The organism is Phenylobacterium sp. (assembly GCF_030651755.1).
GTDB lineage: Bacteria > Pseudomonadota > Alphaproteobacteria > Caulobacterales > Caulobacteraceae > Phenylobacterium.
The window spans coordinates 1-23,203 of the sequence record NZ_JAUSBZ010000097.1 but is presented as its reverse complement, the minus strand read 5'-3'; the positions used below and the strand labels follow the sequence as shown (position 1 = coordinate 23,203).

Below are 23,203 nucleotides of genomic sequence, written 5' to 3'. Positions count from 1 at the left end.
GCCGACCTGCAAGCGGCCAGACGAAAGTCGCGCCTCAGGCCTCGTCGAAAGGCGGGGGAAGGGGGCCCGAACGGAAGTGAATGACGGGGTTTTCGTCATAGTCCCCCATCTCCGTATCGGCGGAGACCGAGAAGGCCACCACGGCCAAGCGCAGGGGCGCCAGCCGCTCGGCCTTTCGGCGGGCCTCCTCTGCGCTGGCGCAGCCTATCTGAGGTTCGGCTTTCAAAGCCTTGCCTCGGCCAGCCACATAGGCCTGGAGGATATGTACGGTTTCTTTCGCCATCCCTATCCGGGCCGCTGATTGGGCCGTGACGTCAAGGTCGAGGGCGCGGACGCTTTGCAACCTTTGCCATGGGAAACTGCTTCCACCCTCCAGAGTGGACAATCTATAGGTTGTGTCCGGCTGCGAGATCGCAGTCCCGGTCGCGTTGAAGGGGTGGCGGATGTCGTTGGATCATCTCGAGATTGACCTGGAGCGGGACATGTTCCTGCGGACCCTGTTGCGGGAGCTTTCAGGCGCCCTGCAGGACGTCGTCGGTCTGGAGGAAGCGTCGGGCTATATCAGCGTCGTCGGGGCGGCGGTGGGCAAGGCCCTGGACGAGAAGTACCGCGCAGCCCTGGCCGTGGAGCAATTGTCGGCCGATCAGGTGGCCCAGGTGCTGGTGGATCTGAAGCAACGGATCAAGGGCGACTTCTATGTCGTCGAGCAGAGAGAAGACCGGATCGTCTTCGCCAACAACTCCTGCCCCTTCGGTGAATTCGTGGTGGGTCGCCCCGCCCTTTGCATGATGACCTCCAACGTGTTTGGTCACGTGGCAGGCGAAAACCTCGGCTATGCGAGGGTTCAGATCGACAAGGCGATCGCCCGAGGCGACCCTGGCTGTCACGTCACCGTCTATCTGACGCCGAAAGAGGGCGGCGGCGAAGCCCGGGAGTATTTCCGTCGGGTCCGGCCCGAGCTGGCCGACCTCTGATCATGCATCCCATCGCTAAGCTTATCCGCGAGCCGGTCATCATCTTCGCCGGCGACGGGCGCATCGTCGACATGAACCGTCCGGCCCGCGCCCGGTTCGGCGAGGCGGCCAGCAGCTGGCGCCACCTGTTTTCAGATTTCGACGGGCTCCGGAGCCTGCTTGAGCGGGCCTCCGGCTCGGCCGACCCGGTGCTTGGGGCGCTCCGCCTGGCCGGGGCGGTTCCGTCCGAGCCTGCCGCCAAGGTCGAGGCGCTCGCCCTGCGGGGGGAGGGGGAAATGGGCTACGCTATCAAACTCCGGGACGTGACCGGCGACCAGTTTCCCGCCTTGACCGCCCAGGTTCGTGAGCTGAATGGCGAGATCGCCGTCCGTCGGCGGGTCCAGGCGGAGCTGGAAGAGTCCCTCGCCCAGAACAAGGTGCTGTACCGGGAGCTGCAGCACCGGGTGAAAAATCACCTGCAGATGATCCTGGCCCTGGTCTCGACGGCGGGCCGGGAAAGCGAGGATCCGGACCGCAAGCAGTTCGTGAAGATGCTGCAGTCTAAGCTTTCGGCGCTCTTTGACGCCCAGCGGCTGATGTACTCCGAAGAGTCGTCGCACGGCCTTCGTGTCGATCAGATGCTCGGCGCTCTCGCCGAGACCGTTCAGTCCCTGGCGGGGGTGCGGATCGCCATTGACGTGCGGGCCGAACCGATCGTCGCGCCCAATGATCTGGCCTTTCCCCTGGCGCTGATCGCCAATGAGCTGCTGACCAATGCGGTGAAGTATGCCGCCGGCCCGGGGGCGGCGGTGTCGCTGGACTTCGCCCGCTCAGGGGAAGAGGCGGTGTTGACGGTCCGTGATAATGGACCGGGGTTCGCCCCGGCCGCCTCAGGTCCCTCGTCTTCGGGCCTTGGGCTGGTGCGGGGCCTCTGCCGCCAGATCGGCGGCCACCTTGTCATCCAGTCGGACGGCGGCGCCGTCGCCACCGTCTCTTTCCCGCTTCCGGAGGCGACCCATGTCGTATCCTGACCTTTACCGCCTCAATCCCCGCGGCCCCCGCGAGGGCAGCTACGGTCTGTCCCAGGGCGACCGGGACGCCGGAGGCGGCTTTCCCCTGGGTCGCCGGGTGCTCATCACCGAAGACAACTGGCTGGTGGCCGGCGAATGGCAGGCCGCCCTCGAAGATGCGGGCTATGAGGTCGTCGGCCTGGCGGCCTCGGCCGAAGAGGCGCTGGAGATATGTGAGCGGGAGACTCCCGACCTGATCCTCATGGATATCCGGCTCTTGGGGGACCGTGACGGGGTGGAGGCCGCTAAGGACGCCCGGACCCGGTTTGACATCCCTTCGGTCTTCGTCAGCGCTCACGACGACAGCGACGTCCGCCGCCGCGCCGCCGAGGCCCGCCCCCTTGGCTGGATCACCAAGCCTGTGGTGGCGTCTCGTATCCCCGAGCTCCTGATCCAGTTCGCCCGCCCTTTGAACTAGGGCCTGTCGGCTCAGGATCAGCCGAGGAGCGCCGACCTCAGAAGGGTATGTCTTCCTCAGGGATGGGGCGGCTGGCGTCGTATTCGTCCCGGGGTTGCGGCTGGCTTGGCGGCAAGGGCTGCGGTGGCGGCTCGGCTCGGACGGCGGCGTTGGCGAACTCACTGGCCAGACCCTGATAGAAGCCGTTGCGTGGGTCCGGGTCGAACATCGGCTCCGGATCGGGGAGCAGCCAGTCGAAGTCCCGAACCTCAAGCCCCTTATGCGCCTCGATCATCAGGCGGCGCCAGATTTGAGCAGGAATGGCGCCGCCCGTGACGCGGTTCATCGGCGTATCATCATCATTGCCGACCCACACCCCGGTGACATATTCGGCGGTGAACCCCACGAACCAGGCGTCGCGCCAGTTCTGGCTGGTGCCGGTCTTCCCCGCGGCCGGCCAGTCGAAGGCGGCCCGCGCCCCGGTGCCTCCGGGGCCCAGGACCTTGCTCATCATCTTGACCATCATGCTGGCGTAGCTGACGTCCAGAGCCGGCAGGGGCCCTGAGGGCGCGCGGGTGAAGACGTTCGCTCCGTCAACGGTCTGGATTTCCTCGATGATCGAGGGCGTCAGGCGTCCGCCCGCCTGCTGGAACACCTGGAAGCCGCTGGTCAGCTCCAGCAGGTTCACCTCATAGGCCCCCAAGGTCACCGATAGATCGGGATTGCGGGGAATGGAGGTGAGGCCAAACCGCTGAGCGATGTCCCCCAGGGCCGGGCCGCCGGCCTCAGCGCCCAGCTTGACCGCCACGGTGTTGATCGACCGCGACAGGGCGGTCTCCACCGTCACCGGACCCCGATAGCCGCCGCCATAATTTCCGGGCCGCCAGTCCCCGAACCGCACCGGCCCATCGACCCGTACGTCAGTGGGCAGGACGCCCTTCTCCAGGGCCGCGGCATAGACGAAGGGCTTGAAGGTCGAGCCGGGCTGACGTTTGGCCTGGGTCGCCCGGTTGAAGACGCTGCGGGCGTAGTCCACGCCCCCGACCATGGCCCGTACGGAGCCGTCGGGACCCAGGGTCACCAGGGCCGCCTGCTCGGCGCCGGCTGTGACCCCATCGCTGGCCATGACCTGGCTGAGGATCGCCGCGGCCTGGTCCTGCAGCACCGGATCAATGGACAGCCGCACCAGAAGGTCAGGAGAGTTGGGTCCGATCCGCTTCAGGACCTCGGTGGTGGCGTGGTCGAGCAGATAGCCATAGGGGCCGTCCGTGGAGGTGGCGGTAGGCGCCAGGGCCGGGGTCTCGGCCTGGGCGGCGACCATTTCCTGCCGGCTGATCCAGCCGGTGTCATGCATCCGCTGCAGAACCCAGCGGGAGCGGGCCAGGGCCCCGGGCATGTCGTTGGTCAGGGCCAGTCGTGAAGGGGCCTTGGGCAACGCCGCCAGCAGGGCGGATTCCGCCAGGGTCAGCTGACTGGCCGGCTTGCCGAAATAGGTGCGGGCCGCGCCATCCACTCCGAAGGTGTTGGCGCCGAAGAAGACCCGATTGAGATAGAGTTCGAGGACCTCATCCTTGGTCAGCATACGCTCCAGCCGCCAGGCGAGCGCCGCCTCCTGCATCTTGCGCTCGAAGGTCTGGTCCGGCGTGAGGAACAGACTCTTGGCGATCTGCTGCGACAGGGTGGAGCCCCCCTGGACCACGCGGCCGGCTCGCCAGTTCACATATGTCGCCCGGGCGATGGCCTGCAGGTCTATGGCCCCGTGCTGATAGAATCGGTGGTCTTCCGCGGCCATGAAGGCCAGCGGCACGTGGGCGGGGAGGTCGTGGAGGCGGACCCGATCGCCATAGCGCGGCCCGCGGGCGGCGATCAGGTCTCCGTGCCGGTCGAAGAACTTGATGCCCGGCGCCCGGTTGAACGCATAGAGCTGCGACTGCGGCGGCAGTTCGGGCATGTTCTGCAGGAACCGCTGCTGCAGATAGACTCCGCCGCCGATCACCCCTGCGGCCACCAGCAGGGCGAGAACCAGCATGGTTTTCCAGAGCCAGCCCCACCGGCGCGGGGGTTTCGGCGGCCGTGGGAGGATGAAGGGTCCGCCGGAGTCCCCATCGACCACTGTTGATGGTCCAAGGCGCGGGGGCTCGGGCCGGCGCCCGAAGCCGTCGTCTGCGGCGTTTGACGCTGGGGCGAGCTGCGGATCCCCTACCTCCGACGCACGGGGGTGCGATCTGCGCGGCCGCAGAGGTCTTCCCGGTTCGTCGTCGGGAAATTGGTAGGGTTCCAGGGTCCAGTCGTTCACGTTCGCTGCGTGTTGAGGCGTCGGGAGTATTTGGCGGCGGAGACGCTTTGGGTTTAGGACGGTCGCGTGAGCAGGCACAAACCCTTTTGGCGCGCCAAGTCCCTCGAACAGATGACGGCTCAGGAGTGGGAGAGCCTATGCGATGGCTGCGGCCTGTGCTGCCTGGTTCGCTTTGAGGACGAGGACAGCGGTCAGGTTATCCCCACCCGCGTGCATTGTCGGCTGTTCGATCCGGAGACCTGCGCCTGTTCCAACTATGCTGAACGGCGAAAGCATGTGCCCGATTGCATCAAGCTGACGCCGGGCAACATCGCCAAGCTGCCCTGGATGCCCTTGAGTTGCGCCTATCGTCGACTGCATGAGGGGAAGGACCTGCCAGCCTGGCACCCGCTTCTCACCGGCGATCCTGAAAGCGTGCACGAGGCGGGCGTCTCGATCCGTGGCCAGACCCTCAGTGAGGCTGAGCTCTCAGACCCCGAAGACGCCTGGGCCTACGCCGCCTGGGACCTGCTTGAGGATCGCAGCGGCGACTGACGCGCTCTTCGCGACACAGTAATTGTGATATATTTGTCACATGCCCACTTGCGTGACTTGGCGGCCTGCACAATCTAGAGCCCATAAGACTACCGACGAGAAATGAGGTCATCCCCTTGGCGCGCGATCCCTACCAGGAACTGGGCGTACCCCGCGGCGCGGGCGAGGACGAGATCCGCAAGGCTTTCCGCAACCTGGCCAAGAAGCATCACCCCGACGCAAATCCGGGTGACGCCGCCGCAGAGGAGCGATTCAAACGGGTGAGCGCCGCCTTCGACATCCTGGGCGACCCCGACAAACGCAAGAAATTCGACGCCGGTGAGATTGACGCCGATGGCCATGAAACCGGCCGGGGCTATGGCGCCGGTTGGAGCCCCGGCGGCTTCGACGGCGGCCGCCGCGGTCAGAACCGGGCCGAGACCTTTGACGGGGTCGATCTTGGCGACATCCTGGGCGAGATGTTCGGCGCCCGCGGCGGACCCCGGGGACCGGGGGCTGGCTTTGGCGGCGGCTTCGCCCGCGGCGGCGATGTTCGCGCCAAGCTGGAAATCGATCTGGAAGAGGCCATCGCCGGGGGCAAGAAGCGGATCGCCTTCTCCGATGGCCGCACCATCGATGTGACCATTCCCAAGGGGGCGGGCGAGGGGCAGACCTTGCGCCTCAAGGGCCAGGGCGCGCCGGGACGCGGCGGGCCGGGCGACGCCTTCATAGAACTCAACATCCGCCCCCATCCCATCTTCCACCTGGAGGGCGACCGGCTGGTGATGGACCTGCCGGTCAGCGTCTATGATGCGGTCCTGGGGGGCAAGGTCGAGGCGCCGACCCCCGAAGGCCAGGTGACCCTGACGGTCCCGCCCGGCGCCAATTCCGGCGCGATGTTGCGCTTGAAGGGCCGGGGCATGCCCGATGCGACGGGACGTCGCGGCGACCTGCTGGCGCGGCTGGTGGTCACCTTGCCGGACACCCCGGACGCTGAACTCATCAAATTCGCCGAAACCTGGCGGGCCAAGCGGCCCTATGCGCCCAAGGCCGGCCCTCGGCGTCGTGGCTAGGGGCCTGTCGGCGCGCTAAGGTGAGGCGAGGTCTGCTCGTTTTCTTGCTGCAGCGTTCAGCCACGGTTCAGTCGCCCAAGCCTAGATCGGGGTCCATGAAACACCTTGTCCTCATCGCCGCCCTGATGGCCGCCGCCGCGCCTGGCGTGGCGCAGGCTCAGTATGGCGCGGACATGCGCTCGTCCTTCGGGGCCGGTCGCGCCGATCAGGATGACGCCCGCGCCGCCGTCCGAGCGGGCCGCCAGGCGCCCCTGTCGCAGGTGCTGTCGGCCATCGCCCAGCGCACCCCCGGCCGCCATCTCAACACCACCCAGGGATCACACAACGGTCGGCCAGCCTATTTCGTGCAATGGCAGACGCCGGGCGGACAGGTGATCATCTTTATCGCTGACGCCGAGTCCGGGACCATTATCGGCCGCCAGGGCGGCTGAGCACACCGAAGGGGAGCTGAACCTCATGCGCATCCTGCTAGTCGAGGACGATCCCGACCTGTCGCGCCAGCTGAAGGGCGCGCTTTCGGACGCCGGCTATGCCGTCGACCATGCGCCGGACGGCGAAGAGGCGCAGTTCCTGGGCGAGACCGAGCCCTATGACGCGGTGATCCTCGATCTTGGCCTGCCCAAGGTGGACGGGGTCTCGGTGCTCGAGCGCTGGCGTCGCGGGGAGATGGCGACCCCTGTGCTGATCCTCACCGCCCGGGGGGCCTGGAGCGAGAAGGTGGCGGGCTTCGACGCCGGCGCCGACGACTATCTGACCAAGCCCTTCCATACCGAGGAGCTGCTGGCCCGCCTGCGCGCCCTGCTGCGCCGTTCGGCCGGCCATGCGGCCCCGAACCTAACCTGCGGCGGCCTGCGGCTGGACCCTCGGGCGGCCCGGGCCTCGGTCAATGGCGAACCCCTGCGTCTGACCTCGCTGGAATACAGGCTTCTGCACTATCTGATGATGCATCAGGGCCGGGTGATCAGCCGCACCGAGCTGGTCGAGCATCTCTATGACCAGGACTTCGACCGCGATTCCAACACCATCGAAGTTTTCGTCGGCCGCATCCGCAAGAAGATCGGCGCCGACCGCATCGAGACGGTCCGCGGCCTGGGCTATCGCCTGACCTGCCCAGCCGAGGAAACCGAGGCGAGCGCCTCTTGAGCGCCCCTCGGCCGGGCCTGTGAAGCTGGACGGCTTTCGCAAATCGTCCCTGGTCCGCCGCCTGGTCATTCTGGCGGCCGGCTGGAGTCTGACCGTTCTGCTGGTCTCAGCCCTGGTGCTGTCGCTGCTGTTCCAGCAGGCGGCCCTGCGCCGCTTCGACGAGGGCTTGGCCGAGCTGATCGACAATTTGCTGGCCGGCACCACGGTGGACGAGGCGGGCCAGGTCCTGGCGCCGGCCCTCACCGACCTGCGCGCGCTCCGCGCCTATTCCGGCCGTTACTGGCAGGTGGTCGAGCCCCTGCCGGATGGTCAGTGGCGGATCATTGTCCGTTCGCGTTCGCTCTGGGACGCTGAGCTCGTGGCGCCGGAGGATCTGGTCGCCCGGCTGGAAGCCAGTCCCGGCCGCCCGGTCATCTATGAGACGCCGGGCCCGATCAGCCAGCCCCTGCGGGCCATGGCCAGCCGGGCCACCCTGCCGGGGCGCGAGGCGCCGCTGATCTTCATGGCCGCTGAGGACCGTTCGCCCATTGACCAGGACGTCCGGGGCTTCATCACCGCCACGGCCCTGGCCTTCCTGCTGTTGGGGGCTGGTCTGGTGGGGGCGGTGGTTTTCCAGGTCCGATTCGGCCTGCGTCCCCTGTTCGCCCTGAGGCGCGAAGTGGCCGAGGTCCGCCGGGGCAAGGCCGAGCGGATCGCCGGCCGCTATCCCATCGAGCTGGAGCCCCTGGCCGAGGAGCTGAACGCCCTGGTCAGCCACAACCAGGAGGTCGTCGAGCGCCAACGCACCCATGTGGGCAATCTGGCTCATGCGCTGAAGACCCCGCTGTCGGTGATGCTCACAGAATCCCGCCAGACCCCAGGCCCGCTCGGCGAGGTGGTCGAGCGCCAGGCCGAGGTGATGCGCCAGCAGGTGGACCACCACCTGCGCCGGGCCAGGGCCGCCGCCCGCACACCGGGGCGGGGCGAGCGCACCGACGTCGCCGATGTCCTTGACGAACTGGCCCGCACCCTGTCGCGCATCTTCCAGGACAAGGGCGTCGACATTGACTGGGACTGTGACGAGGACCTGTTTTTCCAGGGGGAGCGCCAGGACCTGCTGGAGATCGCCGGCAACGCCATGGAAAACGCCGCCCAATGGTGTCTGGGTCGGGTGCGGGTCCGCGCCGTTGTCCTCTCGGGCGACCGTCTGCGGCTGAGCGTTGACGACGACGGGCCGGGCCTGCCGGCCGAACGCCGCCCCGAAGTGCTGCGTCGTGGGGCGCGCCTTGATGAGAGCGCGCCCGGGTCTGGTCTGGGCCTGTCCATCATCGACGAGCTGGCCAGGGCCTATGGGGGGGATCTCCGCCTGGATGACGCCAAGCTCGGCGGCCTGTCGGTGGTGATCGACCTGCCCCGGGCCGAAACCTGAGGCTTCGCCTCCAGGCGGCGTCACACCGCAGATCGCGCCGGTAGGGTTAAGGGAAGCCTTAACCGACCCTGGGGCAGGGTCGGACCCGTGCTGCGTTGGCGCATCGAGGGGATCGAATGGGCGGATTGCCCGAACAGAAGCTGGCTATTCTCAGACATATGGTCGAGTCCGCGCCCGACCGGGTGGTGGGCGACCTGCGCGGCGCCCTGTCCGGGGCTGGGGGAGACTCAGGCCTCGTCGACGTGCGGATGCTGGTCGAAACCGAAGCTCGGGACCGCCAGCTACGCAATGCGGTCCTGCATCCCATTACACCGCTCTGTGTCGGCGACGGCCGCACCGAACGCCTGACCTTTCCGGCCCGGTCGCTGGCCCTGGTCTGGCGGGGCCTGCGCGACCAGGCCACCCACGAGGTTGGCCGGGCCGCAGCCCTGTTTGAGGAATTTCAGGCCGACCAGAGCTCTCCCGAGCCCTTCGATATCCTGGCCCGGCGCGCCGCCTGCGGTGTGCGCGACCGCAACCATCCGAAGTTCGCCGCCGCCGCCGAACTGGCCGATGCGGCGCGCCCTGGCGGCGCCATGCTTCTGGCCGAATGCCTCGAGATGGTTCCAGTCGTACGCGCCGCTGTCGGGCGCCTGCCGAGGTGGATTCAGCGGGTGACGGACGAGGACGCCGCCCTGGCGCGCATCGCCTACAAGGACTCGGTCGAGATCGCCGAGGACGCCGGTCCCCGCTTCTTTGAAATGCTGGCGGCGCATCTCACCCATCCCTGGATGGTGCTGCGCCTGATCAGCGCGGTGATGGACAAGCCGCCGGAGGCCTATCTGGCGGGATCTGAGCTGGCTGAGTTTGGCCTGCGCGTCCTGGACGGGGTGGATGCTGGCCTCGCTGAGGTCGAGCAGTTTGACACCACGGGCGGCATGAACGCCGTGCGCGCCGCCGCCCAGGCGATTGACAAGGTGACCGCCCAGATCGCGGAGCTTGAGGGCAATGTCGAACTCGCCCGCCAAGGCCCCTGGGGCGGCCGCCTGGCCAAGCAGAAGACCGCCCTGGCCCGGCTCGTGGAAGGCCGGCTGCGGGAAATCCCCAAGGCCGTAGACGCCGTTATACCCCTGACGCAGGTCTGGATGGGCCGGGTGTCGAAGGACGCCGCCCGCCTGACCTCGCCCCCCGATTCCCAGGCCCTGCAGAAGGCCAAGACCCTGGTGGCCTTCAGCCAGGAAATCCGCGGGGCGGCCAACTATGGGGGGTTCGCTGCGGCCCGCACCAAGGTGCTGGAGGACCTGGATGTTCAGCTGGACACCTTCACCGAGGACGCCCTGGACCACCTGAAGCAGGGGGACGCCCCCGATCCGGAGGTGGCCCGCGCCCTGTTGAACGCGGCGATCGAGCTGGTCGCCCTGGCCAGGGATCGACAGGCCGCCGACATCCTGCGTCGCAGACTCGCCGCGATCTGACGTCGCGGCCTGGCCAGACCCCTCGCGTGGGGCCAGGCTTTGGTTTAAACGGCGGCCATGATCGTCTTCTGGATTGCGGTTGGGGTGATTTCCGCCGCCATTGCGGGTCTTATCCTGCACCGCGCCGCCCGGGCGGCTGCGAGCGGTGAGACCGGCGATTCGACGTTGCCCCTCTATCAGCGCCAACTCGCCGAAATCGAGGACCTGGCCGACCGGGGCCTGATCGCTGCGGATGAGCGCCGCAGCGCCCATGCCGAGGCTGCTCGCCGACTGCTGTCGGCCGCCGACGCCTCGGGGCCGGCCTGGACGGCGACCATGGGCGGCCGTCGGACCTTGGTGGCCCTGGCGGCGGCGGCGCCGGTCGCGGCGCTCGGCCTGTATCTCGCCACGGGCTCCCCCGGATATGGCGATCAACCCTACGCCCAGAGGCTGGACCAGTGGCGGGCGGCTCCGCCGACCCAGCTCGACGCGCCGCGCATGGCCGCGGTGCTGCGCTCGGTCACCCAGGAGCGGCCAAGCGATCCGGAGCCCTTGCGATTTCTGGCGATCGCCGAGATGGCGTCAGGCGACGCCGCCGCCGCCGCCCGCGCCCTGCGCCAGGCTTTGCGTCTTGCGCCCGACAGGGCCGATCTTTGGGAATCCCTGGGCGAAGCCCTCATGGTGGCCGCAGAGGGCGAGGTGACCCCCCAGGCGGCGGCCGCCTTCCAGCGAGCCCTGGAACAGGACCCACAGGCCGCCACCGCCCGGTTCCATCTGGCCCGCGGCCGGATTGAAGCTGGCGAGGTCGCCCAAGGCCTGGCCGAATGGCGGAGCCTGCTGGCCGATCTCCCCATGGCCGATCCCCGTCGTCCGGTCCTGCAGGCGGCCATCGCCGATGTCTCGGCGGGCCCCAGGCCGACGCCGTCTGCGGCCGCGACCGTAGGGGCGGCTGAGATCCTGGCCATGGTCGAGGGCCTGGCCGCGCGGCTGGCCGTCGAGCCGGATGACCCCGAGGGTTGGGTGCGGCTGGTCCGCTCCTATGGGGTGCTGGGCGATGCGGCCCGCCGCGACGCCGCGCTGTCCCAGGCCCGTGCGCGCTATGCCGATAATCCCCAGATCCTGTCACAGCTGACCCAGGCGGCGGCTGCGGAGCCCATGCCATGAGCGGTTGGTTGCCCAAGTCCCGGAAGGCCCGGCGGCGGCTGGTGGTCCTGTCAGCGGTTGCGCCCGTCCTGGCGCTCGCCGTCGGCCTGACCCTGTGGGGCTTGTCGGATTCGATCTCGTACTTCTACACACCGGCCCAGGCCCAGGAGACCCGGCCTGAGCCTGGCCGGACGATCCAACTCGGCGGGCTGGTCCAGGGGGGCAGCGTGGTCAAGCATCCCGATGGCCGGCTGGAGTTCGTGGTGGCCGATCAGATCGCCGTCGCCCCCGTCGTCTTCCAGGGGGATCCGCCGGATCTCTTCCGCGAGGGGCAAGGGGTCGTGGCCACCGGCGCCTTCCGTGAGGACGGGGTGTTCGAGGCCCGGCGCCTGCTGGCCAAGCACGATGAGACCTACATGCCCCGCGACCTGCAGAACGCCCTGAGGGAACAGGGGGAGTGGCGCGGCGACGGCGCGGCGCGCGAGCCCGACCCCCGGGACCCGGTCACCGGCCCCTATGGCGCAGGCGCAGGCCAATGATCGTCGAGATCGGCGCCTTCGCCCTGGTGCTGTCCCTGGTCCTGTCCGTTTTGCAGACAGTGGCCTCGGCCCTGGCCCGTATCCGCCGGGCGCCGGTTCTGGCGGCGGTCGGGGAGGCGGCGGCCATTTCGGCCTTCGCCGCCCTGGCGGTGTCCTTCGCCGCCCTGGTCTACGCCTTCGTGGTGTCGGATTTCAGCGTCGCCAACGTGACGGCCAATTCTCACAGCGCCAAGCCGATGCTCTACAAGGTCGGCGGCGCCTGGGGCAGCCACGAGGGCTCGATGCTCCTGTGGTGCCTGGCCCTGACCGGATTCGGCGCCTTGCTGGCAGGCTATGGTCGCGGACTCTCGGCGGGACTGAAGTCTGTGGCGGTGGCGACCCAGGGCGCCCTCGGGATCGCCTTCCTGGCCTATACGGTGTTCGCCTCCAATCCGTTCTGGCGGCTGACCGACCCGCCGGTGGAGGGACGTTCGCTCAATCCTCTGCTGCAGGACCCGGCCCTGATCCTGCATCCGCCCTTCCTGTATGTGGGCTATGTGGGCCTGTCAGTGGTCTTCTCCCTGGCCATCGCCGCCCTTGTCGAAGGCCGCGCCGACGCCGCCTGGGCCCGCTGGGTTCGGCCCTGGACCCTGGCCGCCTGGAGCGCGCTCACCATCGGCATCACGCTCGGCGCCTTCTGGGCCTATTACGAGCTGGGCTGGGGGGGCTGGTGGTTCTGGGATCCGGTGGAGAACGCCAGCTTCATGCCCTGGCTGATCGCCACGGCCCTGCTGCACTCGGCCGTGGTCACCGAGCGGCGCGGCGCCCTGCCGGGCTGGACCATTTTTCTGGCGCTCGGCGGCTTCACCTTCTCGATGCTCGGGGCCTTCCTGGTGCGTTCGGGCGTGCTGACCTCGGTTCACGCCTTTGCGGTCGATCCGACCCGGGGCGTCCTGCTGCTGACCATCCTGGGGGTGACGGCGGGGCTGGGCTTTGCGCTGTTCGCCTGGCGGGCGCCGGCCATGGCCCGGGGCGGGCTCTTCGCCCCGATCAGTCGCGAAAGCGCCCTGGTGCTCAACAACATCCTGCTGGCGGCGGCCACGGCCACCGTTCTGTTGGGAACCCTCTATCCCCTGATCCGCGAAGCCATCGCCGGAGAGGCCATCTCGGTGGGCCCGCCCTACTTCAATCTGACCTTCACGCCCCTGATGTTCATCCTGCTGCTCCTGCTGCCGGCCGGGCCACTGCTGGCCTGGAAGCGGGCCGACGCCGGGGCGGCCCTGCAAAGGCTGTGGGTCGCCGCCCTGCTGGCCGCCGTCGCGGCTGTGGCGACCCTGGCCCTGGTTGAGCCTCGCAGCCTGTTTGGGGCCGCGGGTCTCGCCCTCGGGGTCTGGCTGATCATCGGGTCATTGACCGAGGTGGCCGAGCGTATCCGTCTATTCCGCGTTCCGGGGGCGGAGGCCCTGCGCCGCCTGGGCGGCCTGCCCCGGGGCGCCTGGGGCATGACGCTGGCCCATGCGGGGCTCGGCGTTTTCGTTCTCGGGGCCGTGTTCGAAACCACCTGGAAGGCCGAGACCGCCGAGGTTCTGGCCCTAGGCCAGCGCCTGGAGGTGGCCGGTTATGTCCTGGTCCTGGAGGATGTGGCGCCGGTTCAGGGGCCGAACTATGAGGCCGAGCAGGCCACCCTGCGCGCCCTCGCGCCCGACGGAACCCTCGCCTGCATGGCTCAGCCTGAACGCCGCCAGTATTCCGCCGGCGGCCAGACCACATCGGAGGTGGCCATCTGCACCCGTGGTCTCAGCCATCTCTATGTGGTCCTGGGCGAGCGTCGGCAGGCCGCCGACGGGGGGCCGGTCTGGCTGGTGACCGGCTACTGGAATCCCTGGGCTCTGCTGATCTTCCTTGGCCCCGGCCTGATGGCCCTGGGCGGAGCGATCTCGCTTTCGGACCGTCGCCTGCGGCTGGTCGCCGGGCGCCGCGCCGCCCCCGTCGCTCCGGCCCCGGCGGCGGCGCCCGGGCCCGTGGGAGGGCAGGCGTGAGCGGCCTGGCCCGATGGCTGGTGGTGGCCTGCGCCGTCCTTTGTCTGGGCGCGGCCTCCGACCCCACTGAGCGTCTGGCCGATCCGGGCCAGGAGGCCCGGGCCAGGGCCCTCTTCAAGGAGGTGCGCTGCCTGGTCTGCCAGAACGAGTCGATTGACGCCTCCAACGCCGAACTGGCGCAGGACCTGCGGGCCATCGTCCGCCAGGAGGTGGCCCAAGGGCGCACCGATGTCGAAGTCCGCCGCTTCCTCACAGACCGCTACGGAGAGTACGTCCTGCTCAAGCCCAGGTTCAGCTGGGCCAATGCGGCGCTCTGGCTGATCCCGTTCCTGGTGGTGCTGGCGGGGGGCGGAATGCTGGCCAGTCGCTGGCGCACGCCGCCGCCCGAACCCGAGCTGACTGGCGCTGAGTCCGAGGCCCTGGCCCGCCTGCGCCAGGATGAAACCTGACCACAATTAGCCTCATAGCCGCCGCGAACCGATGCTAGAGCTTTCCAATTGGTAAGTTGAGATCGGTTGCGCTTCGGCGCATCCATCCTAGCTAGGGGAGGGCGGGCATGTGCTATGACCCCAAGAGCCCGCAAGGAATCGAAGGCCTATGACCTCTAAGAAGACCGGATATCTTCTCGGCGCCGTCGCTGGCATCGGCGTCGCCGCAGCCGCCCTGGCGGCCACCGATGTGCAACTGCCCATGGCGGAGAAGTCAGGGCCGTCCATGCCGGTGATCCGCGCCTCGACGGCGCCGGTCTTTGCGCCGCCCCCCGGGGCGCCCCTGTCCTTCGCCGACATCTTCGAACAGGTGTCCCCGGCGGTGGTCTCGGTCAATGTGACCTCCCGCGCCGATGCGCGCGCCCTGCGTCAGATTCCGGGCTTTGAGGGCCTGCCCTTCGGCATCATCCCCCGCGCGCCCCGTGGCGCGACGCCGGAAGACGAAGAGGAACAGCCGGGTCCGACCCAGATGTCTGCGGGCTCCGGCTTCTTCATCTCGGCGGATGGCTACATCGTCACCAACAACCACGTCGTCGAGAACGCCGAGGAGATCAAGGTCGTCCTGAAGGACGAACGCGAACTCGTCGCCGAGATTGTCGGCCGCGACGAAGCCACCGATCTCGCGGTCCTCAAGGTCAAGGGGGCCAACTTCCCCTATGTGAGCTTTGAGAACACCGCCTTGCCCCGGGTCGGGGACTGGGTGATCGCCGTGGGCAATCCCTTCGGTCTGACCGCCACGGCCACCTCGGGGATCGTCTCGGCCTATGGCCGCGACATCGGCGAGACCTTTGTCGACTTCATCCAGATCGACGCGCCCATCAACCGGGGAAACTCCGGCGGGCCCACCTTTGACATCTATGGCCGGGTGATCGGGGTCAATACGGCGATCTTCTCCCCCTCTGGGGGCTCGGTGGGGATCGGGTTCGCCATTCCGGCGGCCACGGCCGACACGATCACCAAGCAACTGATCGCCAGCGGCGGCGTGACCCGCGGCTATATCGGCGCGACCATCCAGAACTACACCCGCGAGATGGCCGAGGCTCAAGGGCTCGGCGATCAGCGCGGCGCCATCGTTTCCGACACCGTCCCGGGCGGCCCCTCGGCCCGCGCCGGTCTGCAGGCTGGCGACGTGGTCATCTCGGTGAACGGTGTGGCGGTTCGCACCTCCTCGGAGCTGACCCGTGAAGTGGCCAAGGCCACCGCTGGCGACAATCTGCGCCTCGAAGTCATCCGCGGCGGCGCCCGCCGCACCATTCAGGTCCGCTCGGGCGTGCGCCCGAATGAGCGTGAACTCGCGGCCAACGACAATAGCGGATCACGCTCGACTCCCCGCGGACAGGCGCCCGCCCAGCCGGAATATCCGGAAGTTCTGGGCATGTCCCTGGCGCCGATCGATGATGCGGCCCGTCGCACCTTCGGCATCGCCGCGGAGATCCGTGGGGTGGTGGTCACCGCGCTTGCGTCCTCCTCGGACGCGGCCCGCAAGGGGCTTCGTCGGGGAGATGTGATCGTGCGGGCAAATAGCCGCGCCGTCGCCGCGGCCAGTGATCTGGCGGCCGAGGTCGATGCGGCTCAGAAGGCCGGCCGGCCCAGCGTCCTGATCGGCGTCAATCGCGATGGCCGCACCCTCTTCCTTCCGCTGGATATCGCGCGGTAGGCTTGCGTCGATATCCACGGGGGCGGGCATGCGGATTCTGATTGTTGAGGACGACCTGGAGGCCGCCGCCGTCATGGCCCGTGGCCTGACCGAAAGCGGCCATGACTGCGTCTCCGCCGCCGACGGCGAGGCCGGGCTGGATCAGGCTCGCCAGGGCGAGTTCGACGTGATGATCGTCGACCGCATGATGCCCAAGATGGATGGCGTGACCTTGGTGGAGACCCTCCGCCGTGAGGGCGACCAGACGCCAGTCCTGTTCCTGTCGGCCCTCGGTGAGATCAACGACCGGGTGGATGGCCTGAAGGCCGGCGGCGACGACTATCTGGTCAAGCCATACGCTTTCGCCGAGCTCATCGCCCGGGTCGAGGCCCTGGCCCGGCGACGCGAGACGGGGTCGGTCCAGACTCTGCTGCGGGTCGGCGAGCTGGAGATGGACCTGATCGGCCGCACGGTCCACCGCCAGGGCCAGGAGATCGATCTCCAGCCCCGGGAGTTCCAGCTCCTGGAGTTCATGATGCGCCATGCCGGCCAGGCGGTGACGCGGACCATGCTGCTGGAAAAAGTCTGGGAATATCACTTCGATCCTCAGACCAATGTCATCGACGTCCACGTCTCCCGGCTGCGGTCCAAGATCGACAAGGGCTTTGACCGGCCGATGCTGCAGACGGTGCGCGGCGCGGGCTACCGGCTCGACGCATAAGGGGCGCTGACATGCGCCTGCCGCGCATCTTCCGCACCACGCCATTCCGGCTGACCCTGCTGTTCCTGGCCCTGTTCGCAGCCTCGGCCAGCGCCTTCCTGGCCTATATCTATGTGGCCACCGCCGGGGAGGCGACCCGTCGCGTCGATCAGCTGATCACCCGGGAAATGCGCACCCTGCAGAGCGCCTATGGGCGGGCCGGCGCCGACGCCTTGAACCAGGCCCTGATCGAGCGGGCCGCCAGCGAACGTCCCTATCTCTACCTGCTGATGCGGCCGGACGGGGCCCTGATCTCTGGCTCCATCGAAGAGTCGCCCCTAGAGTCCTTCAACGGAGAGGCGACCTGGACCAGCTTCCGGGTGACGGAATTCGACGTTCAGGGCCGGGAGATCAACCGGCCAGCCCGGGGTCTTCAGGAGCGGCTCTCGGGCGGCGAGATCCTGTTCGTCGGCGCCGATGTGGCCGAGGATGAAGCCTATGTGGTCAAGATCGTCCGCGCCCTCTGGGGGGCGGGCGCCCTGATCATCGTGCTGGGCCTCGCCGGCGGGGTGGTCGTCAGCCGAAATGTCAGCCGCTCGATGCTCGGGCTCAACACCGTGGTGGACGCGGTGCGCAATGGCGACCTCAGCGCCCGCGCTCCAGTGCGAGGAACCCGCGACGAACTGGATGAGCTGGCGGTCGGTCTGAACGAGATGCTGGACCGCCTGGAGCGGTCCATGGCCGGCCACAAACACACCGGCGACGCCATCGCCCATGACCTGCGCTCGCCCCTGACCCGCCTCCGCGCCCGGCTTGAAGCCTCGTTCCTGGACCTGGAGGCTGGCCGCGGTGATCCGCAGGCGGCCTTTGCTCAGGCGATCGACGACACCGACGGCGTGCTGAAGACCTTTGGCGCCGTCCTGGCCATCGCCCGACTGCAGGCCGCCGGGACCGCCCCTGATCCGGTGGTGTTCGATCCGGCCGACCTGGCCGCCGACATCTGCGAGCTCTACGAGCCCCTGTGCGAGGATGACGGGCTCGATTTCAAGGCCGAGCTGGCCAGGGGGTTGAGCATTCGGGCGAACCGGGAGTTCATGGCCCAAGCCCTGGCCAATCTGATGGACAACGCCATCAAGTACACCCCCAAGGGCGGCGCCATCATGCTGCGGGTCCGTCGACGCTCGTCGGGCGAGGTGGAGTTCTCGGTGACTGACACCGGCCCCGGGGTGCCTGAGGCTGATCGAGAGCGGGTCGTGGAGCGTTTCGTCCGCCTGGAAAACAGCCGCAACCAACCGGGCGCGGGCCTGGGTCTGTCCCTGGTGGCGGCCGTGGCCGAGGCCCATGGCGGGCGGGTGGAACTGTCCGAGGGCCCGGGCAAGGTGGGCGAGATCGGCCCAGGCCTGCGGGTGGCGGTGATCCTGCCTCCAGCATGAAGGGTCGCCGGAAATACGACCAGCGATTTGCCTCAGATGGCCGCGACCGCCCAAACTGGCCTCATGACCCAGCTAGCTGACTCGCTTCGCCCCTGCGGCCCCGTTGTTGATCCGAAAGCCGCCGAACGGGCCCGGGAGATGCTGGCGCCCGCCGCACTGGCGGAAGGCTGGCTCGATCTGCTTGACCGGACCTGGCCGGCCCTGGCCCCCGTGTTCGCCGCCTCGCCCTATCTCGCCGGTCTCGCCCGGCGGGCGCCCTCCAGGCTGCGGGACATACTGACTGGCGACCCCGAGACACGCTTCGTCGATCTCCTGGCGCGCACCGCCGCCACGGGCGAACTGGAGACCGCCGCGGAGGCGGGACCTGAACTGCGCCGGCTCAAGGCCGAGGCCCATCTGCAGATCGCCCTGGCTGACCTGGGCGGCGTCTGGGACCTGGACGCCGTCACCGGCGCGCTCACCCAGTTTGCTGACGCGGCCCTGGCCGCCGCCCTGAGGGTGACCGCGCGGGCCGAGGTCGCCGCGGGCCGTCTGACAGCGGTGGGGCAGGGCGCCGAGGGTCCGGTTCCAGGCTGGTTCTGCCTGGCCATGGGCAAGCAGGGCGCCTTCGAGCTCAACTATTCCAGCGATATCGACATATCGGTCTTCTACGAGCCCGACCGGCTGCCGGTGGCCGAGGGAGTCGAGGCTCGCGCCTTCGCCGTGCGGCTGACCCAGGCTGTCGCCGCCCTGCTCAACGACCGGACCGAGGAGGGCTATGTCTTCCGGGTGGACCTGAGACTGCGGCCAGACCCCTCATCGACCCCCCTGGCGGTGTCGGTCACGGCGGCCTTCGAATATTATGAGACCGTAGGGCAGAACTGGGAGCGGGCGGCCTTCATCAAGGCGCGGGCCTGCGGGGGCGACCTGCCGCGGGCCCAGGCCTTTATCGACGAACTCGCCCCCTTCATCTGGCGCAAGAATCTCGACTTCGCCGCCATCGCCGACATCCATTCGATCAAGCGTCAGATCCATGTGCACAAGGTCGACGACCGGCTGACGGCCAAGGGCGCCGACCTCAAGCTTGGCCGGGGCGGCATCCGCGAGATCGAGTTTTACGTCCAGACCCAACAGCTCATTCTGGGAGGTCGGAATCCCGAGTTGCGGGGAATGCGCACCCTGGAGGCGCTCCAGGCCCTGACCGAGGCCGGGCACGTGACACGTGAGGCGGCGGAGGAACTGCATGACGCCTACCACGCGCTGCGCGCCGTCGAGCACCGGGTGCAGATGGTCGCTGACGAACAGACCCACCGCCTGCCCGAAGCCGATGGAGAGCGCGCCCGAGTGGCGGCCCTGTTTGGCCATGAGTCGGTCAAGGGGTTCGACGCAGCCATCACCGGGGTTTTGAAGACGGTCAACCGTCGCTATGGCGAACTGTTTCCCGACGAAGAGCCCCTGTCTTCCACCTTTGGCAGCCTGATTTTCACTGGGGTCGACGATGATCCCGCGACCCTGAAGACCCTGTCGCGCATGGGCTTCGACAATCCGCTACAGGTCTCCCAGACCATCCGCGCCTGGCACCACGGCCGCATTCCGGCCACCCGTACCGAACGGGGACGGGAGCTGTTCACCCGGCTGGCCCCGCGCCTGCTGGAGGCGGCCAACGCCACCGGCGCGCCCAACGCCGCCTTCAACCGGTTTAGCGACTTCTTCGCCAGCCTGTCATCGGGGGTGCAGATCCAGTCCCTGTTCCTGGCCAATCCGAAGCTGTTTGAACTGCTGGTTCAGGTTCTGGCCTTCGCCCCGAAACTGGCCGCCACCCTGGCGCGGCGACCCGCGGCCATCGACGCCCTGGTCGATGGGGATTTCTTCGCCGAGATCGATCCCGCCGAGGACGAAGGCGTGATGGCGATCGCCGTCTCCCGGGCCGACGGGTTTGAGGCCGTCATGGACGCCGTACGCCGGGTTCATCGCGAGCAGGCCTTCCGCCTGGGTGTCCAGGTGATGAGCGGTGTGGCCAGCGCCGAACGGGTCGGCCGGGGATTCGCCGATCTGGCCTATCTCTGTATCCGCACCCTGGCGCCGGCCGCCCTGGCCGAGGCTGAACGGCTGGGCGGGGCCTTTCCAGGCCAGGTGGCGGTCGTGGCGCTGGGCAAGTGCGGCTCGCGGGAGATGACCGCCTCGTCCGACCTCGACCTGATGACCCTGTATCGGGCCGATGATCCCCGCGCCATGTCGAGCCTGAAAGGGTGGGGGGCCGAGACCTTCTATGGTCGCTTCACCCAAAGGTTGATCGCCGCCCTGTCCCTGCCGACGGCTGAGGGCGGCCTGTATGAGGTCGACATGCAGCTGCGGCCGTCGGGCACCCAGGGGCCCGTGGCGGTGAGCCATTCGGCCTTTGAGGCCTATTACGCCGGAGAGGCCGAGACCTGGGAGTTCCTGGCGCTCACCCGGGCCCGCGTGGTGTGGGCCAGCACGCCGGCCTTTGCTGAGGAGGCTACAGGCCTCATTGAGGCGGCTCTGCGTCGACCAAGGGATCGCAAGGCGCTCGCCCGGGATGTCCGCGCCATGCGCGCCCTGCTGGAGAAGGAGCGACCGGCCAAGGGGCTCTGGGACATGAAACTGGCCCGGGGGGGGCTGGTGGACGTGGAGTTCGCCGCCCAGTTCCTGCAGCTGGCCCACGCCGCCGACGGCGGTCGCCTCCATCCCCATACGGCCCGCGCCCTGGCGGCCTTCCGGGAGGCGGGCCTGGGTCCGGCCGAGCCGCTGGAGGTCCTGGAGGACGCCTGGCGTCTGCAGCAGAACCTCACCCAGCTGATCAAGGTCGCCCTGGAGGATGGGGCAGATCCCTCGCAGGAACCCACCGCCTTCCGACGACTGATGGCCAGAGCCGCTGGGGAAAGCGATTTCCGAAAGGTCCGGCCCCGGCTGGAGTCCGCCCGCAAGGCGGCGCGGACAGCCTATGAAATGCTGGTGCAACCTTGATCGACGGAAATGGCGTGACGCTGCGTTCAACCCCTTGAATGCGCCACTCCCGGAGGTCGCCCATGTATCGCAAGCTTCTGTTCAGCGCCCTGGCGCTTGCCCTGCTGAGCACGCCCGTTCACGCACAGATGATGGGCCGCGCCCCAGATCCTGACCTGAACAAGGATGGCAAGGTCACCCTGGCCGAGTTCCGCAAGAGCCAGGCCGACTCCATGCTGCAGGCTTTCGACAAGAACCGGGACGGTCAGATCACCCGGGCCGAATTCAAGCCGATGGAGAATATGGCGCGGCGGTTCCGCGGATCTGCCGGGGCCGCTCAGGCGGCGGATATCTGGACTCGCCTCGACGCCAACCGCGATGGCGTCATCACCCGCGCCGAGATCGAGGCCAGCGCCGAGCGCCGCTTTGCGGCGAATGACGCCGATAAGGACGGCATACTTGACCGGGCCGAGCTCACCAGTCTTCGTCAGAGTCTCCCGAGTGGCGGATCGTGATCAACCGACAGGGCCCGGCCATGGCGCGGGCGAGGTGAGGCTTGGCGGCTGCGACCGACCCGGACGAGGAACTGCTGGGCCGGGTGGCCCTGGGCGACCCCACGGCCGTGCGCGCCCTGATGGCCCGCAAGCTTCCACGGATCAATGGCCTAGCTCAGCGGATGTTGGGGGATGGCGCCGAGGCCGAGGATGTGGCCCAGGAGGTCTTTGTCCGCGCCTGGCGTCAGGCGCCCAAATGGCGGCCGGGCGCGGCCCGGTTCGACACCTGGTTGCACCGGGTGGCGCTGAACCTCTGTTACGATCGGCTGCGCCGTCGCCGGGAGATTCCCACCGAATTCCCGCCCGAGCAGATCGACGAGGGGCCAGCCCCCGATCGGGGTCTGGAGGCTGCCGAGGTGGGCTCCCGGGTGGCCGCCGCCATGGCCCGCCTGCCGGACCGGCAGCGGGAAGCCGTTGTGCTCTGTCACTATCAGGAGCTGGGCAACATCGAGGCCGCAGGCCTGATGGGAGTCAGCGTCGAAGCCCTGGAGAGCCTATTGTCCCGCGGTCGGCGCGCCCTGCGCGGCGCTCTGGCCGACATGCGGTGAGTGCGCTCGGATGAAGGAAGGACCGATGATGGATCTGGACAGGTTCGCCGCCCTCGCCGAGGCCTATGGGGGCGATGTGTCCCGCTGGCCGGCCGATGAGCGTGAGGACGCCACCCTGCTGATGTCGACGACGCCGGAGGCGGCGGCGACTGTACTGGCGCGCGAGAGCGACCTGGACTGGGCGCTGGACGCCTGGCGCGTTCCGGCCGCGAGTGCGAACCTTCAGGCGGCGATCCTGGCCTGCGCGCCGGCTGAGCGGGCTCCGCCCTGGCGGGGATGGCTGTGGCGCACCAGCCTGGGAGCGGGGCTCATGGCCGCCGGCGTCGCCGGCGTCATGGCCGGAGTCGTGGTGTCGGGGGCCGTCGCACCCATCGGCGAACTCGAGGTGATCACGGCGGCGGTGAGCGCCTATGACACCCTGGATGTCGATCTGGTGGGAGACGTCTGATGTCGCAGCGCAGCCTGACCATCGCCCTGTTCGTCTCCCTGGCGGTCAATCTGTTCGCTATCGGCGCTGTTGTGGGCGGACTGGTGATCGGGGTCCGAATGTCCGAAGGGAGGATGAACGCCATGCGCCCAGGTCCGCCGCCGATTTTCTCCGCCGCCTCGGCCCTGCCAGAGGCGCGGCAGGACGCCTATCGACAGGCCCTGCGTGGGGAAACCCGCGAGGTGGGCCGCTCGCTGATGCGGGCTGGTGAGGCCCGGCGTGCGGCTTGGGGCGACCTCGCCGCCGACCCCTATGATCCCGCCGCCGTCAGGCGAGCCCTGGCCAGCGCCCAGGCTATTGAGGCCCAGGCCCGCAGCCGCCTGGAGAGCCGCATCGTCGATTTCGCCGCCGACCTCAGCCTGGAGGAACGCCAGGCTCTGGCCGGGGCGCTCTCGCGTCCGCCTGCGCGCCGTGGGGAAGGGCGAGGC

Annotated in this window: 23 protein-coding genes; 21 read left to right on the top strand and 2 right to left on the bottom strand. The window is 68.6% G+C overall.

The window, feature by feature from the left end; genetic code table 11:
- Positions 1-34 precede the first annotated feature (34 nt).
- Positions 35-283: a hypothetical protein gene (locus tag Q7V15_RS08965; RefSeq protein ID WP_304755187.1), complete on the bottom strand. Its 249-nt coding sequence runs from the start codon at positions 281-283 to the stop codon at positions 35-37.
- A 160-nt stretch (positions 284-443) separates the two neighbouring features.
- Here Q7V15_RS08965 and Q7V15_RS08960 point away from each other — a divergent pair, with 160 nt between their 5' ends.
- From Q7V15_RS08960 to Q7V15_RS08950, 3 genes are read left to right on the top strand one after another with little or no spacing between them, the layout of a single operon-like run.
- Positions 444-974 carry a methanogen output domain 1-containing protein gene (locus Q7V15_RS08960; RefSeq protein ID WP_304755186.1) on the top strand — a complete coding sequence of 177 codons (531 nt, stop codon included), beginning with the start codon at positions 444-446 and terminating at the stop codon, positions 972-974.
- A gap of 2 nt (positions 975-976) precedes the next feature.
- Positions 977-1,984, top strand: a complete 1,008-nt coding sequence (locus tag Q7V15_RS08955) for a sensor histidine kinase (RefSeq protein ID WP_304755183.1) — start codon at positions 977-979, stop codon at positions 1,982-1,984.
- Positions 1,971-2,441, top strand: a complete 471-nt coding sequence (locus Q7V15_RS08950) for a response regulator (RefSeq protein ID WP_304755181.1) — start codon at positions 1,971-1,973, stop codon at positions 2,439-2,441. Before Q7V15_RS08955 ends, Q7V15_RS08950 begins: the two co-directional genes overlap by 14 nt.
- Before the next feature lie 37 nt (positions 2,442-2,478).
- Here the strand turns inward: Q7V15_RS08950 and Q7V15_RS08945 are convergent, their stop codons facing one another.
- The gene (locus tag Q7V15_RS08945) at positions 2,479-4,716 is read right to left on the bottom strand and encodes a PBP1A family penicillin-binding protein (protein WP_304755180.1); all 2,238 of its coding nucleotides are present in this window, start codon (positions 4,714-4,716) and stop codon (positions 2,479-2,481) included.
- 66 nt (positions 4,717-4,782) lie between these two features.
- Here Q7V15_RS08945 and Q7V15_RS08940 point away from each other — a divergent pair, with 66 nt between their 5' ends.
- The 18 genes from Q7V15_RS08940 to Q7V15_RS08855 all read left to right on the top strand — a co-directional run.
- Positions 4,783-5,250: a YcgN family cysteine cluster protein gene (locus tag Q7V15_RS08940; RefSeq protein ID WP_304755178.1), complete on the top strand. Its 468-nt coding sequence runs from the start codon at positions 4,783-4,785 to the stop codon at positions 5,248-5,250.
- Positions 5,251-5,366: 116 nt separating this feature from the next.
- Positions 5,367-6,302: a J domain-containing protein gene (locus Q7V15_RS08935; protein ID WP_304755176.1), complete on the top strand. Its 936-nt coding sequence runs from the start codon at positions 5,367-5,369 to the stop codon at positions 6,300-6,302.
- A gap of 95 nt (positions 6,303-6,397) precedes the next feature.
- Positions 6,398-6,733 carry a PepSY domain-containing protein gene (locus Q7V15_RS08930; RefSeq protein ID WP_304755175.1) on the top strand — a complete coding sequence of 112 codons (336 nt, stop codon included), beginning with the start codon at positions 6,398-6,400 and terminating at the stop codon, positions 6,731-6,733.
- Positions 6,734-6,758: 25 nt separating this feature from the next.
- A complete protein-coding gene (locus Q7V15_RS08925) occupies positions 6,759-7,445 on the top strand; it encodes a response regulator transcription factor (protein WP_304755174.1) in 687 nt (228 codons plus the stop codon).
- A 19-nt stretch (positions 7,446-7,464) separates the two neighbouring features.
- Positions 7,465-8,853 (top strand): ATP-binding protein, encoded by a 1,389-nt coding sequence (locus tag Q7V15_RS08920; protein WP_304755172.1) that lies wholly within the window; start codon positions 7,465-7,467, stop codon positions 8,851-8,853.
- A gap of 158 nt (positions 8,854-9,011) precedes the next feature.
- Positions 9,012-10,307: a hypothetical protein gene (locus Q7V15_RS08915; RefSeq protein WP_304755171.1), complete on the top strand. Its 1,296-nt coding sequence runs from the start codon at positions 9,012-9,014 to the stop codon at positions 10,305-10,307.
- Positions 10,308-10,364: 57 nt separating this feature from the next.
- Positions 10,365-11,450, top strand: coding sequence for a c-type cytochrome biogenesis protein CcmI (gene ccmI / locus Q7V15_RS08910; RefSeq protein WP_304755170.1), 1,086 nt, complete (start codon positions 10,365-10,367; stop codon positions 11,448-11,450).
- Complete coding sequence (gene ccmE, locus Q7V15_RS08905) at positions 11,447-11,968, top strand: cytochrome c maturation protein CcmE (protein WP_304755168.1); 522 nt, start codon at positions 11,447-11,449, stop codon at positions 11,966-11,968. The genes ccmI and ccmE overlap by 4 nt, the downstream gene beginning before the upstream one ends.
- Complete coding sequence (locus Q7V15_RS08900) at positions 11,965-13,986, top strand: heme lyase CcmF/NrfE family subunit (RefSeq protein WP_304755167.1); 2,022 nt, start codon at positions 11,965-11,967, stop codon at positions 13,984-13,986. The genes ccmE and Q7V15_RS08900 overlap by 4 nt, the downstream gene beginning before the upstream one ends.
- Positions 13,983-14,435: a cytochrome c-type biogenesis protein gene (locus Q7V15_RS08895; protein WP_304755165.1), complete on the top strand. Its 453-nt coding sequence runs from the start codon at positions 13,983-13,985 to the stop codon at positions 14,433-14,435. The genes Q7V15_RS08900 and Q7V15_RS08895 overlap by 4 nt, the downstream gene beginning before the upstream one ends.
- Positions 14,436-14,583: 148 nt before the next feature.
- On the top strand, positions 14,584-16,131 hold the full coding sequence (locus Q7V15_RS08890) for a Do family serine endopeptidase (RefSeq protein ID WP_304755164.1): 1,548 nt from the start codon (positions 14,584-14,586) through the stop codon (positions 16,129-16,131).
- A gap of 28 nt (positions 16,132-16,159) precedes the next feature.
- Positions 16,160-16,831 carry a response regulator transcription factor gene (locus Q7V15_RS08885; protein WP_304755163.1) on the top strand — a complete coding sequence of 224 codons (672 nt, stop codon included), beginning with the start codon at positions 16,160-16,162 and terminating at the stop codon, positions 16,829-16,831.
- An 11-nt stretch (positions 16,832-16,842) separates the two neighbouring features.
- The gene (locus Q7V15_RS08880; RefSeq protein WP_304755162.1) at positions 16,843-18,243 is read left to right on the top strand and encodes a HAMP domain-containing sensor histidine kinase; all 1,401 of its coding nucleotides are present in this window, start codon (positions 16,843-16,845) and stop codon (positions 18,241-18,243) included.
- A gap of 63 nt (positions 18,244-18,306) precedes the next feature.
- Positions 18,307-21,207, top strand: a complete 2,901-nt coding sequence (locus tag Q7V15_RS08875; RefSeq protein WP_304755161.1) for a bifunctional [glutamine synthetase] adenylyltransferase/[glutamine synthetase]-adenylyl-L-tyrosine phosphorylase — start codon at positions 18,307-18,309, stop codon at positions 21,205-21,207.
- A 62-nt stretch (positions 21,208-21,269) separates the two neighbouring features.
- The gene (locus tag Q7V15_RS08870) at positions 21,270-21,701 is read left to right on the top strand and encodes an EF-hand domain-containing protein (RefSeq protein WP_304755160.1); all 432 of its coding nucleotides are present in this window, start codon (positions 21,270-21,272) and stop codon (positions 21,699-21,701) included.
- Positions 21,702-21,742: 41 nt separating this feature from the next.
- Entirely contained in the window at positions 21,743-22,288 is a 546-nt protein-coding gene (locus tag Q7V15_RS08865; protein WP_304755158.1) for an RNA polymerase sigma factor, read from the top strand.
- A 25-nt stretch (positions 22,289-22,313) separates the two neighbouring features.
- Entirely contained in the window at positions 22,314-22,736 is a 423-nt protein-coding gene (locus Q7V15_RS08860) for a hypothetical protein (protein ID WP_304755156.1), read from the top strand.
- Positions 22,736-23,203, top strand: a 468-nt coding sequence (locus tag Q7V15_RS08855; protein WP_304755155.1) for a periplasmic heavy metal sensor, incomplete at its 3' end; no start/stop codon positions are given. The genes Q7V15_RS08860 and Q7V15_RS08855, both read left to right, overlap by 1 nt.

What these genes read in the sequence shown, in the direction of transcription:
- Q7V15_RS08930 (WP_304755175.1), top strand. Translation starts at nt 6,398, where the DNA reads ATGAAACACCTTGTCCTCATCGCCGCCCTGATGGCCGCCGCCGCGCCT.
- Q7V15_RS08860 (WP_304755156.1), top strand. Translation starts at nt 22,314, where the DNA reads ATGATGGATCTGGACAGGTTCGCCGCCCTCGCCGAGGCCTATGGGGGC.
- Q7V15_RS08950 (WP_304755181.1), top strand. Translation starts at nt 1,971, where the DNA reads ATGTCGTATCCTGACCTTTACCGCCTCAATCCCCGCGGCCCCCGCGAG.
- Q7V15_RS08915 (WP_304755171.1), top strand. Translation starts at nt 9,012, where the DNA reads ATGGTCGAGTCCGCGCCCGACCGGGTGGTGGGCGACCTGCGCGGCGCC.
- Q7V15_RS08880 (WP_304755162.1), top strand. Translation starts at nt 16,843, where the DNA reads ATGCGCCTGCCGCGCATCTTCCGCACCACGCCATTCCGGCTGACCCTG.
- Q7V15_RS08965 (WP_304755187.1), bottom strand. Translation starts at nt 283, where the DNA reads ATGGCGAAAGAAACCGTACATATCCTCCAGGCCTATGTGGCTGGCCGA.
- Q7V15_RS08885 (WP_304755163.1), top strand. Translation starts at nt 16,160, where the DNA reads ATGCGGATTCTGATTGTTGAGGACGACCTGGAGGCCGCCGCCGTCATG.
- Q7V15_RS08870 (WP_304755160.1), top strand. Translation starts at nt 21,270, where the DNA reads ATGTATCGCAAGCTTCTGTTCAGCGCCCTGGCGCTTGCCCTGCTGAGC.
- Q7V15_RS08925 (WP_304755174.1), top strand. Translation starts at nt 6,759, where the DNA reads ATGCGCATCCTGCTAGTCGAGGACGATCCCGACCTGTCGCGCCAGCTG.
- Q7V15_RS08900 (WP_304755167.1), top strand. Translation starts at nt 11,965, where the DNA reads ATGATCGTCGAGATCGGCGCCTTCGCCCTGGTGCTGTCCCTGGTCCTG.
- ccmE (WP_304755168.1), top strand. Translation starts at nt 11,447, where the DNA reads ATGAGCGGTTGGTTGCCCAAGTCCCGGAAGGCCCGGCGGCGGCTGGTG.
- Q7V15_RS08955 (WP_304755183.1), top strand. Translation starts at nt 977, where the DNA reads ATGCATCCCATCGCTAAGCTTATCCGCGAGCCGGTCATCATCTTCGCC.
- Q7V15_RS08875 (WP_304755161.1), top strand. Translation starts at nt 18,307, where the DNA reads ATGACCCAGCTAGCTGACTCGCTTCGCCCCTGCGGCCCCGTTGTTGAT.
- Q7V15_RS08960 (WP_304755186.1), top strand. Translation starts at nt 444, where the DNA reads ATGTCGTTGGATCATCTCGAGATTGACCTGGAGCGGGACATGTTCCTG.
- Q7V15_RS08890 (WP_304755164.1), top strand. Translation starts at nt 14,584, where the DNA reads ATGACCTCTAAGAAGACCGGATATCTTCTCGGCGCCGTCGCTGGCATC.
- ccmI (WP_304755170.1), top strand. Translation starts at nt 10,365, where the DNA reads ATGATCGTCTTCTGGATTGCGGTTGGGGTGATTTCCGCCGCCATTGCG.